The sequence below is a fragment of the Shewanella cyperi genome (genome assembly GCF_017354985.1).
Classification (GTDB): domain Bacteria; phylum Pseudomonadota; class Gammaproteobacteria; order Enterobacterales; family Shewanellaceae; genus Shewanella; species Shewanella cyperi.
The window spans coordinates 984,524-999,214 of the sequence record NZ_CP071501.1 but is presented as its reverse complement, the minus strand read 5'-3'; the positions used below and the strand labels follow the sequence as shown (position 1 = coordinate 999,214).

General features: G+C 52.5%; 12 protein-coding genes. 7 read left to right on the top strand and 5 right to left on the bottom strand.

The window, feature by feature from the left end; translation table 11 throughout:
- Window positions 1-18: 18 nt before the first annotated feature.
- Window positions 19-954, bottom strand: coding sequence for a bifunctional riboflavin kinase/FAD synthetase (ribF, locus tag JYB84_RS04210; RefSeq protein WP_207322198.1), 936 nt, complete (start codon window positions 952-954; stop codon window positions 19-21).
- A 57-nt stretch (window positions 955-1,011) separates the two neighbouring features.
- A complete protein-coding gene (gene murJ / locus JYB84_RS04205; RefSeq protein ID WP_207322197.1) occupies window positions 1,012-2,577 on the bottom strand; it encodes a murein biosynthesis integral membrane protein MurJ in 1,566 nt (521 codons plus the stop codon).
- Between the two features lie 251 nt (window positions 2,578-2,828).
- On the opposite strand from murJ, the gene rpsT reads away from it, so the two are divergent.
- Window positions 2,829-3,095 carry a 30S ribosomal protein S20 gene (rpsT, locus tag JYB84_RS04200; protein ID WP_207322196.1) on the top strand — a complete coding sequence of 89 codons (267 nt, stop codon included), beginning with the start codon at window positions 2,829-2,831 and terminating at the stop codon, window positions 3,093-3,095.
- Between the two features lie 50 nt (window positions 3,096-3,145).
- Here the strand turns inward: rpsT and JYB84_RS04195 are convergent, their stop codons facing one another.
- The gene (locus JYB84_RS04195) at window positions 3,146-3,442 is read right to left on the bottom strand and encodes an ArsR/SmtB family transcription factor (RefSeq protein WP_207322195.1); all 297 of its coding nucleotides are present in this window, start codon (window positions 3,440-3,442) and stop codon (window positions 3,146-3,148) included.
- A gap of 134 nt (window positions 3,443-3,576) precedes the next feature.
- Between JYB84_RS04195 and JYB84_RS04190 the strand changes: the two genes are divergently transcribed.
- Window positions 3,577-4,983, top strand: coding sequence for a M28 family metallopeptidase (locus JYB84_RS04190; protein WP_207322194.1), 1,407 nt, complete (start codon window positions 3,577-3,579; stop codon window positions 4,981-4,983).
- An 82-nt stretch (window positions 4,984-5,065) separates the two neighbouring features.
- Here JYB84_RS04190 and yaaA read toward each other — a convergent pair whose 3' ends face one another.
- Together yaaA and JYB84_RS04180 are read right to left on the bottom strand one after the other, a co-directional pair.
- Window positions 5,066-5,839 carry a peroxide stress protein YaaA gene (yaaA, locus tag JYB84_RS04185; RefSeq protein ID WP_207322193.1) on the bottom strand — a complete coding sequence of 258 codons (774 nt, stop codon included), beginning with the start codon at window positions 5,837-5,839 and terminating at the stop codon, window positions 5,066-5,068.
- A gap of 100 nt (window positions 5,840-5,939) precedes the next feature.
- A complete protein-coding gene (locus tag JYB84_RS04180; protein ID WP_207322192.1) occupies window positions 5,940-7,385 on the bottom strand; it encodes an alanine/glycine:cation symporter family protein in 1,446 nt (481 codons plus the stop codon).
- A 396-nt stretch (window positions 7,386-7,781) separates the two neighbouring features.
- On the opposite strand from JYB84_RS04180, the gene JYB84_RS04175 reads away from it, so the two are divergent.
- The 5 genes from JYB84_RS04175 (at window position 7,782) to JYB84_RS04155 (ending at window position 14,649) form a co-directional block, all read left to right on the top strand.
- Window positions 7,782-10,148, top strand: coding sequence for a phosphoketolase family protein (locus JYB84_RS04175; protein WP_207322191.1), 2,367 nt, complete (start codon window positions 7,782-7,784; stop codon window positions 10,146-10,148).
- A 218-nt stretch (window positions 10,149-10,366) separates the two neighbouring features.
- Window positions 10,367-11,482, top strand: a complete 1,116-nt coding sequence (locus JYB84_RS04170) for an OmpA family protein (protein WP_207322190.1) — start codon at window positions 10,367-10,369, stop codon at window positions 11,480-11,482.
- Window positions 11,483-11,668: 186 nt separating this feature from the next.
- The gene (gene tal, locus JYB84_RS04165) at window positions 11,669-12,625 is read left to right on the top strand and encodes a transaldolase (RefSeq protein WP_207322189.1); all 957 of its coding nucleotides are present in this window, start codon (window positions 11,669-11,671) and stop codon (window positions 12,623-12,625) included.
- A 17-nt stretch (window positions 12,626-12,642) separates the two neighbouring features.
- Window positions 12,643-14,280 (top strand): glucose-6-phosphate isomerase, encoded by a 1,638-nt coding sequence (gene pgi / locus JYB84_RS04160; RefSeq protein WP_207322188.1) that lies wholly within the window; start codon window positions 12,643-12,645, stop codon window positions 14,278-14,280.
- 183 nt (window positions 14,281-14,463) lie between these two features.
- Window positions 14,464-14,649, top strand: a complete 186-nt coding sequence (locus JYB84_RS04155; protein WP_207322187.1) for a DUF3545 family protein — start codon at window positions 14,464-14,466, stop codon at window positions 14,647-14,649.
- The last annotated feature ends 42 nt before the right edge of the window (window positions 14,650-14,691 follow it).

Below are 14,691 nucleotides of genomic sequence, written 5' to 3'. Positions count from 1 at the left end.
CGTTAATAAAGCTATCAATTAGCCTGCATCATCGCCAAGCAGCGCCATGGCCCTGTCGGCATCATTCGTAATCTGTTTCTTCAGCGCATCCAAAGACTCAAATGGCTGTTCATCGCGTATTTTGGCGACCAGTTCCACTTCAACTCGGCGTCCGTAAAGGTCACCGTCAAAGTCAAACAAGTGCACTTCGAGCTGGCACATCTGCCCCTTGACCGTCGGTCTGAAGCCAATATTGGCCACCCCATCATAAATGTCACTGCCGTCCCACCACAAGCGCACCGCAAACACGCCCCGCACAGGCACTACCTTGCGCTTCATGGCGATATTGGCGGTCGGAAATCCCAGGGTGCGACCGAGCTTCTGCCCGTGGGCCACCCGGCCGCACAGGGTAAAAGGATGGCCAAGCAGACGTCGTGCCTGTTCCAGGTTGCCCTTGGCCAGTTGCTCGCGCACCGCGGTGGAACTGACTCTTTGATCGCCGAGGGTAAAACTGTGGGTGTTTACTACCGCAAAGCCGAACTTTTCACCGGCACGCCTCAGCATGTCAAAGTTACCCAGTCGACCTTTGCCAAAACAAAAATCATCGCCAACCACCAGGTAGCGCACACCAAGGCGTTTCACCAACAGGTCTTCAATAAAAGACTCGGCCGGCCAATCAGCAAATTTGCGGTTGAAGTTAACACACAGCAGCCTGTCGATACCCAGCTCATCAAGCAAGACTATCTTATCGCGCAGGAGGCTCAGGCGCGCCGGCGCATCGTCGCCACGGAATAATTCCTGGGGCTGGGGTTCAAAGGTCATCAGGGTGGCCGGCAGGCCAAAATGTTCGGCCTTTTCCACCAAACTGGCAATAACCTGCGCATGGCCGCGATGTACACCATCAAAATTGCCAATGGTCAGCACACAGCCCCTGTGGGCCGGCAATATGTTGTGGATCCCGCGGATCAATTCCATCGTATTAGACAACTGCCAACGTAAATTGGCGGATTATATAACAGCCGCCACAGAGAATCAGCCCTTAACCGCCGCTTTCATCCGCCAGGGACGGATACCGGTCGCCAAAAGCACACTAGCATAACACAGGGTCCCAGCCCCTATGAGTCCCAGCAAAACGCCGGCCCGGTGGCTGAAAGACCATTCCAGCCACACTGTCTGCTGTGGCAGCAGGTACCATAACAGCGCCGCCATAAGCAGACAGGCCAGAGTCACCTTGACCAAGAATACCAGGGTCGCCGCGCCGGCACTGTATACCTTGGCCTTATGTAAGCCGCGATATAACAGACCGGCATTAAGCAAAGCCGACATGGAAGTGGCGACTGCCAGCCCCACGTAACCAAAGGGAATGGCCAACAAAATGTTGAATACCATGTTGCTCACCATGGCAACTATGCCATAACGCACCGGGGTGCGGGTGTCCTGACGGGAATAGTACCCCGGCGCCAGCACCTTGACCAACATGAAGCTGAGCAAGCCGGATCCGTACGCCATCAGACTATAGGACGCCATGGTCACATCGGAAATATCAAAGGCGCCGCGCATAAACAACACCATCAACATGGGCTTGGCCAGAACTATAAGGCCTGTCATGGCTGGCATACCCAGCAGGATCACAGCCCTGATCCCCCAATCGAGGGTTCGACTGAACTCGTGGCCCTCATCGTTGACATGTTTGCGGGACAAGGCCGGCAGGATGACGGTGGCAATGGCAATGCCAAACAAGCCCAAAGGAAATTCCAATAACCGGTCTGAGTAATAAAGCCAGCTGATGGAGCCTGTGACCAGGAAAGAGGCAATAAAGGTGTCAAACAGCAGGTTTATCTGTGACACAGACACACCAAATAATGCCGGCAGCATCAGGGTGCGAATTTTTACCACTCCGGGATGGTGCCAGCCCCAAGAGGGCTTCACCAGGGCACCGGCCCGCAGTAAAAACGGGATCTGAAACAGGAACTGGATTAAACCACCAAAAAATACGCCCCATGCAAGTCCCAACTCAGGCCGCTGCAACTGCGGCGACAGCCACAGGGCTGCTGCGATAATGGCAATATTGAGAAAGACAGGTGTAAAAGCGGAAACAGCAAAGCGCCCACGGGTATTGAGAATCGATCCCGCCAACGCTGTAAAGGTGATAAACCATAAATAAGGAAAGGTGATCTTCAGCATCAGCGATGCCAGTTCGAACTTTTCACCATTGGGCTCATCATTAAGCCAGGCCACAAACCAGCCACCACCAAAGAGCGCCGTCAGCACAGGCGAAGCCACAACGCCAAACAGGGTCACCAGAGTGACCAGCCCCCCCAGGGTGCCGGCAACCTTTGACAGCAACTCGCGAATTTCCTCACTGGTGTGTTTTTCCTGATATTCAGTCAGTACCGGCACAAACGCCTGGGCAAAAGCCCCTTCGGCAAACAGGCGTCGCAAAAAGTTAGGGATCTTGTTAGCGAAGAAAAACACGTCAGCACTGGCACCCGCCCCCATTAAATTGGCAACCACCACGTCACGCACCAAACCCAACACACGCGAAATAAAAGTCATGGCGCTGACTATCAGGCCAGACCTGACCAATTTTCTGCTCAATGGAGCCCCCTGGAAAGTGCTGCAAAATGCCAGCGAAATCGCGGAAAAACGCATCCGGCTCTGTCACCCAGCCAGAAATGCTGGTAGAATTGCGCGACATTTTACACGAGTTGGGTTGAAGATAGCCAAGTCGGTTGGATTAATTTGTCTTTATGATGGATATTCAATCATTGTCATTGACAAAATGGCAGAATGCAGGCATATTCCTCGGCCTTTAAAAGTTATAAACCCAAGTTTTTAGGAGTTGCACCTTGGCTAATAGCAAGTCTGCAAAGAAGCGCGCGCTTCAATCTGAAAAGCGTCGTCAGCACAACGCCAGCCGTCGCTCAATGTTGCGTACCTATGTTAAGAAAGTTATCGCTGCTATCAAGAGCGGTGACCACAAAGCTGCTACCGAAGCGTTCGCTGTAGCTCAGCCTATCGTTGACCGTATGGCAACCAAAGGTCTGATCCACAAGAACAAGGCTGCCCGTCATAAGGCTCGCCTGAACGCCAGGATCAAAGCACTGGCTGCTTAATTTGACGTTTTTATAAAAAAACCGGCTAACGCCGGTTTTTTTGTTTCTGCTTAATGGCAGTAAATATTATTCAACAAGTGAATGATTTCTTTAACTTCATCACTCTTAAGTGAATAAAATACCGTCTGCGCCTCTTTGCGGGTTGTCACCAGATTGTCTTTTCTCAGCCAAGCCAGATGCTGGGAAAGCGCCGATTGACTCAATCCAAGTTTCTTGTTCATTTCCCCGACGCACATCTCCCCTTCATTGAGCAGATGGCAAAGAATAAACAACCGTCTTTCATTGGCGAGTGCTTTTAGCAGCACAACCGCGTTATCAGCTCGCTGCTGCATCAATTCTATGTTCATTACCAGCAGGTTCTCCTAATACTAACCCCTGCCTAATATAGCGTTGCCTTACGGATAGAGTCGGGACATAAAGCACACTTTTTGCTAGATTGTTCTCCAAAATGCGACCTAGCTTATAAAAACAGAGGAAACCCATGAAATCCCTATCCCGTCACTTGCTTGCCAGTGCCATTGTCACCGCCCTCTCTTTCAGCCATCTGGTGCGAGCAGAAGACTCGATTCAACAACTTGCCAGTCAATTAGCCGAGCAGGCCCAGGCATCTTCTTTAGGCTATGACATAGTCGAGTCACTGACAGTGGAAGTGGGCCCGAGACTACCGGGCTCAGAAGCCGATACCCGCGCAGTGGCCTGGGCCGAGACAAAACTCAAGCAGCTGGGGTTTGACCGCGTCTACAAGGAGCCCGTCATGGTGCCCGTGTGGCTACGTGGTGATGCCCAGGCAAATATTACCTTCCCTTTCCCTCAAAAATTGGTGATCACGGCTCTGGGTGGCAGCGTGGCAACCCCAGAACAAGGTATCGAAGCCGAGATCATTCGCTTTGCCAACCTGGATGAGCTTAAAGCGGCAGACTTGGCGCAGGTCCAGGGCAAGATAGTCTTTATTGACCATAAAACCGAAAGAGCCAAGACAGGCGCCGGCTATGGTAAATCCGTCCCCGGACGCTCCCAAGGTGCTGTCGCCGCAGCAGAGAAAGGTGCCTTGGCAGTCATTATCCGTTCCATAGGCACGGATTCGGATCGCATGGCCCATACAGGCATGATGCGTTATCAGGACGGGGTCAACAAAATTCCTGCCGCGGCCATATCAAATCCGGACGCGGATTTGATTGACGCCATGCTGAAGCGCGACCCCAAGGTGGTGTTGTCGCTTAAATTGTCCCCGCAATCCCAAGGGCAAGCCACATCCTACAATGTCATTGCCGAGGTAACCGGCAGCAGCAAGGCCGATGAAATCGTACTGATTGGCGCCCATTTGGATTCCTGGGATGAAGGAACCGGTGCAATTGACGATGGTGCAGGCGTCGCCATTGTGACCGCTGCCGGCAAACTTATTCAGGAGCTGCCCCGGAAACCGGCCCGAACCGTACGGGTGGTACTTTACGCCGCAGAAGAGTTGGGATTGATCGGTGGGAAAGCCTATGCAAAGGCCCATGCCGCTGAAATGGACAAACACTATATTGCCGCAGAATCAGACTTTGGCGCCGGCAGGATTTACCAGTTGGACTGGAAAGTCAATGACAAGGCGTTGCCACAGCTGCTTGAGCTCAGTGCCGACATGGCTAAGATTGGCGTGGCCGCCGGTAATAATCAGGCCTCTGGAGGGCCTGACGTGTCAATGCTGCCGGAACTGGGCGTACCGGTAGCATCTCTGCGGCAGAATGGCATCGATTATTTCGATTTCCACCACACGCCAAACGATACTCTGGACAAAATAAATCCCAAGGCCCTGGCCCAGAATGTGGCGGCATACGCCCAGTTTGCCTATCTGATGGCCAATTCAGACATTGAATTGCGGCCAATTCCGGTAACCAAAAAATAAAGTGGCACAGAATTAAATCAGGCCCACGCTGACACAAAAAAGCGCTGCCAATGCAGCGCTTTTTTTGTCCGTGCCAGGAAGCTTATTGCTCTTCCCGCAGGAATACGGGCTCAAACTCGCTGGACTGGGCTTCACAGTAATAATAACCACCGCTATTGAAACAGCGCAGATCGGCTATCTGTTGCGGTTTTTGCTGCAAAATAAAACGGGTCATCATGCCGCGGGCCCGCTTGGCAAAAAAGCTGATGACCTTGTACTGACCGTTCTTGCCATCCTTGAACACAGGCGTCACCAGGGTGCCATTCAGCCGCTTGGGTTTAACCGACTTAAAGTATTCGTTTGATGCCAGGTTAATCACAATATCATCGCCCTGAGCTGCAAGCTGTTCATTGATCTTATCCGTGATGATATCGCCCCAGAACTCATAGAGATTTTTCCCACGTCCATTGGCCAGGGGCTTGCCCATTTCCAGACGATAGGCCTGCATCAGATCCAAGGGTTTGAGTACCCCATACAGCCCGGAAAGGATACGCAGATGCTGCTGGGCATAATCCAATTCGGCATCGGTCAGAGTGTCGGCGTCCAGGCCCGTATAAACATCCCCACGAAAGGCGAACAGCGCCTGCTTGGCATTCTCCGGCGTAAAGTCCCGACTCCAACTGGCAAATCGGGCCGCATTCAATCCGGCAATCTTGTCGCTGACCTTCATCAAACTGGCAATATCGGCGGGTGTCAGAGTACGACAGACCTCGATCAGTTCCTGACTGTGATCCAGCAGTTCGGGCAAACTGTACCTGGATGTAGTGGCCGGATTGTCGTAATCCAGGGTTTTGGCTGGAGATACAAGGACAAGCATGGTTTTCTCTCTTATTGGCTGCGTAGCCATTATGATACTGACGCGAGATGAAAAAACCACGCCCGAAAGCGTGGTTGATTAGATTGGGACAATCGCCTAATCAGGCTGGATCGGCAACTGAGCTCTTGGGTGCATCAGTCCAGACCCCCTCGCCCAGCTGTCCTTCCAGTTCGGGGAACTTACGGCGATCGAACACCGGCATGTCGCCATTGGCCAGTTGCTGGCGATAATCGTTAATCACCCGAATAGCCAGTCCCGACAACATCACCAGGGCGACAATATTGACTATTGCCATCAGGCCCATGGACACATCCGCCAGATCCCACACCAGAGAAATCTTCGCCAGGGAGCCGAACATCACCATGCCCAACACCAGCATACGAAACGACAGCAGGCCCTTTTTGCTGTTGCCGTTAAGGAACATGACGTTGGTTTCAGCGTAGGAGTAGTTGGCAATGATGGAGGTGAAGCAAAACAGCAGTATGGCACCGGCAATAAAGGTGGCACCCCAGGCTCCCACATGACTGGTAAGCGCGTCTATTGTCAGCTTGATACCGTCGCCATCGCCACCCATATCACCGGCGAGCAAAATGATGGCAGCAGTGGCTGTGCAGATAACAATAGTGTCGAAAAACACGCCCATCATCTGAACAAAGCCCTGGGATGCGGGATGGTTGGGGTTTGGTGTGGCACTGGCGGCCACGTTGGCGGCGCTGCCCATACCGGCTTCGTTGGAAAACAGTCCCCGGGCGATCCCGGCCTGCATGGCCTGAGCCACGCTGTAAGCCACACCACCGGCGACCGCCTCCTGCCAACCAAAAGCGCTCTTGATAACTAACTCAATCACTTCCGGCAACTTCTCCAGATTGGAGAAAACCACAACCAGTGCAATGGCTATGTATGCCAGGGCCATAAAAGGCACAATGATCTCAGACACTCTGGCCACCTTGCGCAGCCCGCCCATGATGACAAAGGCGCTGGCCAGCACTGTCAGGCTGCCAACATAAAGGGGATCAACACCGAACACCTGCTCCATGGCACCGCTGATGGTATTGGCCTGTACCGCATTGAAGACCAAGCCAAAGGCCAGGATCAGAAACAAGGAAAACAGCACGCCCATCCAACGCTGTCCAAGTCCCTTTTCCATATAATAGGAAGGGCCACCGCGGAATTGTCCATCCTCGTCCCTAACCTTATATACCTGCGCCAGGGTGGACTCTATCATCGCCGTTGCCATACCCAGAACGGCAATGGCCCACATCCAAAACACGGCACCAGGGCCCGCAGTCCCAATGGCAACGGCAACACCGGCCATATTACCTGCACCAACTCTCGCGGCCATGCTGGTGCAAAACACCTGAAATGATGACAAGCCGCTGTTACCGCCCTGGCGACTGATGGTCAATACCTTGATCCCATGGCGAAAATGGGTGAGCTGAATGAAAGCCAGTCTGACGGTGAAATACAAGCCCGCACCAACCAGGCCGTACACCAATAATTTGCCCCACAACAGAGCGTTCAAAAAATTCACTATGGTTTCTAACATGGGATTCTGCTTCTTTCCAATGAAAACACCGGTCTCAAAGGGCCGATGAATGACAGGCTGAACAGCTTATCTATTGTTGTACAGGACTGATAAAGACCTGGCGTTCAACCATGGGCGCGCCGGGCGCTGCAAAGTAGCACAGTATTGGAAAATCACCTTGTGATCAAGCTCACAGTTAAATGCCACAGCATCGACTGAGGCAGGCAAAAATCCACCGGATAACTACTGTTAAATACTGCAAAACACAATCTTTACAACCAGGCAACCAAACACAAGCAGACAATTATTCTGAGTAAAATTGGAGGTAGGGCACGTTTTTGTAATTTAATTACAACTATAGTTACCGCCAAGCAATCCAGTTCACTTTAATCATCTTTGTGCAGTAAGAGGCTTACCATGACACAGCAGCATGAGATTACCGCCCTGAAAAAATATGTGCGTGCCACCAACTTCCTGGCCACGTCACAGATTTATCTTAAACAAAACGTTTTGCATAAACGTCCATTGGCCCACAGTGATATCAAGCCCAGACTGCTTGGACACTGGGGTACCTGTCCAGGGATTAACTTTGTATACGCCAACGTTAACCGCCTCATTGTCAAACACAAGCGTCCGTTCCTTTATCTCGTCGGCCCAGGCCACGGTTTCCCCGCTGTTCAGGCCAACCTGTTCATTGAAGGTTCACTGAGCCACTTCTATCCGGAAACCATTCCTTATAATGAAACCGGCATCGAAGACATTTGTAAGAAATTTTCAGCAGCCTATGGTTATCCATCCCATGCCAATCCGGAAGCTCCCGGACAAATCCTTGAAGGTGGTGAGCTGGGGTATTCCCTGTCAGTGGGTTGGGGTGCTGTGCTTGATAATCCGGATTTGATTGCCACTGTACTGATCGGCGACGGTGAATCGGAAACCGGCCCACTGGCGGCATCCTGGTACGCCAACCGCCTGGTCAATCCGGCCACCAACGGCGCGGTGCTGCCAATTGTACATATCAACGGCTACAAGATCTCCGGTCCAACCCGCATGGGTCGCATGAGTCACGAAGAACTGGATTTGGAATTCCGTGGCCTGGGCTATTTCCCCATCATAGTGGATGACCAGGGCCAAGAAGACGTCTATGTACAAATGGTCAACGCCATGGATCAAGCCTATGCCATGATCAATGACATTCAGACCCGCGCCCGCAATGGCGAAGACGTGTGCAAACCCCGCTGGCCGGTGATCCTGATGCGTACCGCCAAGGGCTGGACCGGCGTTGCCGAAGACAAGGGCAAAAAGCTGGAAGGCAACTGCGAATCTCACCAGGTCATTGTCAATAAATGCGCCACCGACAAGGGGCATCTGGAAGCCTTGGACAAGTGGCTGGCAAGTTACGGTTTCAGCGACCTGTACCATATGAATGAACAGGGTGAGCTGATCTTCGACAAGGACATTCAGTCACTGATCCCGCCCAAAGAATTGAGCTGCGGTCGCCAGAAACTGTCCTACGGTGGTGAAATGGTGCGCGCCCTGTCCACCCCGGATCTGACCAAACTGGCCTATGGTCCTGAAGTACCAAGAGGACATCGCGGTTTCTCCATGAACAAGATGGGCGAGTGGATGCGCGATGCCTTCAAACTGAACCGCGATCAACGCAACCTGCGGATATTCAGCCCCGACGAAACCTACTCCAACCAGTTGCAGGCGGTATTCGAAGAGACAGATCGAGCCTGGCAATGGCCCATCGAAAGCTGGGACGTTGACATGACCCGTGATGGTCGGGTGATGGAACTGCTGTCGGAGAACCTGCTGTTCGGTATGATGCACGGCTACACAGTCACAGGTCGTCACGGCATGTTCCCAACCTATGAGGCCTTCTCTCAGGTGGTGTCTTCCATGGCCGACCAATACTGTAAGTATGTCTATGCCAGCCAAGGAGTACATTTCCGCAAGCCGCTGCCATCGTGCAACGTGGTGCTGTCATCTCTGCTGGAGCGTCAGGATCACAACGGTTACTCGCACCAGAATCCGTCCTTCCTGGGCGCCATGCTGGAGAAACACCCTGAGATTATCTCGGCCTATCTGCCGGCCGATGCCAACAGCACCCTGGTTTATACCGAGCGTGCCTTTGGCGACCGTGACAAGCTCAACATTCTGGTTGCAGGCAAGAAAGATCTGCCACAATGGCTGACCCTGGATGAAGCCCGCAAGCAGGCAAAAGACGGCATCATGGTGTGGGACTTCGCCTCCGATGATAATCCGGACGTGGTGCTGGCAGGCTGTGGTGACTATGTTACTCAGGAATGTATGGCCTCGCTGGTACTTATCCGCGAGCTGCTGCCAAGGGTCAGGATCCGCTTTGTCAGCGTGTCGGAACTCAACTCCAATGGTCTTGGCAGCCGCAAGTTCCAGGAAAAGCCATGGATGATGGATGAGATCTTCACCAAAGATAAGGGTGTGGTGTTCAACTACCATGGCTACCCCAATACCATCAAGAAACTGATCTTTGATTACAAGGGCAGTCGTCGATTCCGCATCAAAGGCTACGAAGAAGAAGGTTCTACCACCACTCCATTCGACATGGGCGTGCGTAACGGTACCTCCCGTTATCACCTGGTGATAGATATGGCCTACAAACTGTTCCAGCAAGGTGTGATTGATGAAACCCAACACGTGGCCATCACCACTGATATGTTGCAGCGCTTGGTAGACCATAAGAACTACATCAAGGCCAATGGCGTGGACCCCAGCTACATCGAAAACTGGGTCTGGACCCGCTGAGTTGTTAACATGTGGTAAACGCCGTTAGTAAAAAAGCACCCAAATGGGTGCTTTTTTTATGATAATCATAAATTTGCTCCGCACTATATGGCGCAAAGCCCGTCTGGCAGCGATAATATTCAGGGTCCGCTAATAATATCAGGAAAGCGCCAGCACAAGTGCGGACCGTGCTCACCGAGCATACTGGCACAGTCACACAATAATGGACTTGGAGATTAATGATGAACAATTCTTTGAAAGCATTACTGCTGGTATCGGCACTGCCCTTCGCTGCCAATGCAGCAGACGGCCTCAGCCCCTGGTATGCGGGCGCAGGTTTAGGTATCAACAACTACGAACCCAATTGCGATCAGAAAACCATGATGACCTGTGGTGAAGATGATCCTTATGCCTGGGATGTGTTTGGTGGTTTCCTGTTTAATGAACATTTCGGTGTTGAACTGGGCTATCGCGATCTGGGCCGCGCCGAATGGGTCGATTACAGCAACGTGCTCAACGATGTCGGCGCCCGAGGCCTGAGCCTGGGCTTGGTGGCCTTTTTCCCCATCGCCGAAAAGTGGAGTCTGTCAGCCGAAGCCGGTGCCATGGATTACCTGCTGTACAACAACAAAGATGGCGGTGGTCAGTACTACAGCGACAGTGGCATAGCCCCCTATATTGGCGCAGGTGTCGGTTATCAACTGACCGAGAATCTGAAACTGCAAGCCAAATACCGCCGCTATGAAAATCTGGATGACGACGCCTTCAATACCCTGGAAATGGAAAGCAATTACTGGGGCCTGGAACTGAGCTACCGTTTCGGCGAGTCCAAGAAGGCAGCGCCGGCACCGGCTCCTGTGCCCATGGTGAAGGAAGAGCCCAAAGACAGTGATATGGACGGCGTATTTGATGAGCAGGACCAATGTCCGGCAACCCCATCCAATCACAAGGTCGACAGCAAAGGCTGCACCATCTACAAAGATGATGTCAGCACCTATACCTTGGGTTCACTGCGTTTTGCCAACAATTCTTCGGTCATCAACCCAAATTCTTATGCTGATATCGAAAAATTGGCCAACTACATGAACCAACATCCAGGTTCTACCGTTGAGATTGGCGGCCATGCCTCCAACGTGGGCAATCCCGACTACAACCTCAAGCTGTCTGACAAGCGCGCCCAGGCTACTGCCAAGGTGCTGGTTGAAAAGTATGGTATCGCAGCTTCAAGAGTCTCCGCCAAAGGTTATGGTATTACCATGCCGGTGATGGATGGCAACAGCGACGAAGCCCACGCCGCCAACCGTCGGGTGGAAGCCGTGGTGACAGGTTCTGAGAAAGTTGCAGTACTGAAGTAACAAAGATCGTCTAGATTAAAAGCCACTGCCTGCAGTGGCTTTTTCATCACTGGCATGTGCAGGCTGAAACACTCAGTTCAATTTGGTAATTTTTTTTCATGAACGGTTGGAAATCAGACTCAAATGGCTTCTAATATCAGGAGCGAAGTTCTGCGGCCAACGGGCCCATTGAGAAGGATAAGATCCATGGCGAATACCTTAGCGCAATTGAAGTCACTGACTACCATAGTGGCGGACACAGGTGATATTGAGGCGATAAAACGTTATCAACCCGAAGATGCCACTACCAACCCATCGCTTATCCTCAAGGCAGCCCAGATCCCTGAATATGCTCCCCTGATTGACGATGCCGTGGCCTGGGCGCAGGCACAAAGCGATGATTTGGAACAACAAATTGAAGATGCCGGTGACAAATTGGCGGTCAATATCGGTCTGGAAATCCTGAAACTGGTTCCGGGCCGTATCTCCACCGAAGTGGATGCCAGACTATCCTTTGACAAACAAGGCTCCATCGCCAAGGCCCATAAGCTGATTAAGCTTTATCAGGATGCCGGCATAGACAAGTCACGGATCCTGATCAAGCTGGCCTCCACCTGGGAAGGTATCTGTGCTGCCAAGGAACTGGAGCAGGAAGGCATCAACTGCAACCTGACCCTGTTGTTCAGCTTCGCCCAGGCCCGCGCCTGTGCCGAGGCCGGGGTATTTTTAATCTCTCCCTTCGTCGGTCGCATCCTTGATTGGTACAAAAAGAGCACAGGTAAGGACTACAGCGCCGCCGAAGATCCGGGCGTGGTCTCGGTGACCGAGATCTACAACTATTACAAGCGCCATGGTTACGACACCGTGGTGATGGGGGCCAGCTTCCGCAATACCGGCGAAATCATCGAATTGGCGGGCTGCGATCGTCTGACCATTGGCCCCTCATTGCTGGAAGAACTGGCCAACAGCAACACCCCAGTGGTGCGCAAACTGTCCGCCGCCACCAGCATTGAACAACCAGCTGATCCCCTGACCGAAGCCCAGTTCCGCTGGGAGTTTAACCAGGATGCCATGGCCGTCGACAAGCTGGCCGAAGGGATCCGTAACTTCGCCATAGATCAGGGCAAGCTCGAAGACATGCTCAAGGCCAAGTTGGCCGACTGATTTCAGGAAGTGGATCAATGACAGTGATGAATAGCTATCCCCAGTGGCAAACATTGCAACGCCTCAGCCAACAGCTGCCGCATATGCGCAGCCTGTTTGCCGAGGACCCCAAGCGTGCCGAAGCCATGTCGGTATCAGCGGCGGGCCTGATGCTGGATTACTCAAAAAACCGGATCACCACAGAGGTGATGCAGTCTTTGCTGGCCATGGCACAAAGCGCCAACCTCAAGGACAAGATAGGCGCCATGTTTGCCGGTGAACGCATCAACACCACTGAACAGCGGGCAGTGCTGCATACAGCACTGCGGGCCAGCGCCGACAGTGAAATTGATGTCGATGGCCAAAATATTGTGCCCGAAGTACAACAGACACTGGCCAAGATGGAGGCCTTTGTTGAAGCCATCACCTCGGGTGAGTGGCGCGGTTATACCGGCAAGGCCATTACCGACATTGTCAGCATTGGTATTGGCGGCTCTTTTCTTGGTCCCAAGATAGCCACCCAGGCGCTGCGCCCCTACTGGAGCGGTAAACTCAAGTGTCACTTTGTGGCCAACGTCGACGCCACCTCTCTGGTGGAAAAACTCAAACTGGTGGATCCGGAAACCACCCTATTCCTGATGTCGTCCAAGTCATTCGGCACCCAGGAAACCCTGACCAACACCCTCAGCGCCCGCGACTGGTTCCTGAGTCAGGGTGGCAGTCAGCGGGATATAGCCAAGCATTTTGCCGCCATCACCTCCAATGTCGCCAAGGCAACCGCCTTTGGCATGGATGAGGCCAATATATTTCCCATGTGGGATTGGGTCGGCGGCCGTTATTCACTCTGGTCAGCCATTGGTCTGCCCATAGCGCTGATGGTGGGCATGGACAACTTCCGTGCCCTGCTGCAGGGCGCCAGAGACATGGACAGGCATTTTGTCGAAGCGCCACTGGCACAAAACATGCCGGTGATTATGGGCATGCTGTCGGTCTGGTACAGCAACTTTTTCAATGCCCAATCCCATGTGGTGTTGACCTATGATCATTACCTGCGCGGTTTGCCGGCCTACTTCCAACAGTTGGATATGGAAAGTAACGGCAAATCTGTCACCCTCGATGGTGAACGGGTAGATTTCAATACCGGCCCGGTGATCTGGGGTGGTGAAGGTACCAATGGCCAACACGCTTATCACCAGCTGTTGCATCAAGGTACAGCCCTTATTCCAGCAGACTTCATCATGCCACTGCAAAGCCACAATCCCCTGGGTGAACACCATACACAGTTGGCCTCCAACTGTTTTGGTCAGACCCAGGCGCTGATGCAGGGACGTACCTTTGAAGAGGCTCTGGCCGAACTTGCCGGCAGCAAGCTCAGTGACCAGGACAAGGCCATAATAGCGCGTCATAAAGTGATGGATGGCAACAAACCCAGCAATACCCTGTTGATGGATAAGTTGACTCCACAGACTCTGGGCGCTCTTATCGCCCTGTACGAACACCGCACCTTTGTGCAAGGGGTTATCTGGCAAATCAACTCCTTCGATCAGTGGGGAGTCGAACTCGGCAAAACCCTGGGTAATGATGTGCTGGCACGGCTTGGTGCGGCAGAAGAAAGTACCGATCTTGATGGTTCCAGCAATAGATTGATCCGGCTTTTCCGCCAGGGACACCTGTAACATCAAATAAGGCCAGCACATGCTGGCCTTATTTTTCAATGCGTTACGCTAACCACCTAACAAACAACAAGATTTCATCCAGACGTCACTTGCAGTTAACATAATTGAAACACAAATCTTGCACCCTATTCCTCTATTGTGGTATTTAGTTGCTGACAAAACACACAACAACAGGAGGTTGCCATGGATCGTTTAGACTATGGTAGTGCGCTAGATGAAGTCGTTGAAAGACCAAATCGCTCCAGGGGCTGTACCAAAAAGCGTAAGTGGAGAGAGATAGAGGCGCTGAAGGACAAGCACCGTCTGCTCAAAGAGCTGCAGGATATAGACAGTAATTTCGATTACGATATCGACAGTTTGATGGTCTGATGTATCCTGAACAAAAGAGCGCCAACCGGCGCTCTTTTTAAT